The sequence below is a fragment of the Rhizobium sp. AQ_MP genome, from assembly GCF_014237835.1.
Taxonomy (GTDB): Bacteria; Pseudomonadota; Alphaproteobacteria; order Rhizobiales; family Rhizobiaceae; genus Allorhizobium.
This window is the reverse complement of record NZ_JACJVI010000076.1, coordinates 1-436: the sequence shown is the minus strand read 5'-3', so window position 1 is coordinate 436 and position 436 is coordinate 1. Positions and strand designations below refer to the sequence as shown.

1 pseudogene is annotated in these 436 nt (G+C 62.4%); it reads right to left on the bottom strand.

What is annotated here, in order from left to right:
* A pseudogene (locus tag H6M51_RS25115) lies at positions 1-436 on the bottom strand (ATP-dependent helicase); the annotation flags it as partial.

Below are 436 nucleotides of genomic sequence, written 5' to 3'. Positions count from 1 at the left end.
ACGCCTGCCTGGTCGCTGGTTGCATCCGGCGGGTCAAGTGTCAGTTCGGTCAGGAAGCGTTCGCGGCTTGGATAACCTGATGCGATCTGCTCGAGCTGCAGGAGGTCAGCCTTGCGGGTCTCGGGATCCTCGTGGATCCGGTCGAGATGCGGCTCGTACCAGAGCCTTGCCTGTTCGATGTCACCAGGCCAGCCATGTTCGTCCTTATGCAAGGCGGAAAGCAATGTGACGAAAGGCGCCCAGTCATCGCCGGTCTTCGGCGGCGGCGGGATCTCGGCAAGCGACAACAACGGTTGTGGGTCAGCGGCAATCGTGTCGAGAATTGCCGCCGCTCTCTGCGGACCGATGCCCGGCAGCATCTGCAGCACCCGAAAACCGGCAACCCGGTCACGCGGGTTCTGGGCAAAGCGGACGACGGCGAGGAGATCTTTGACAT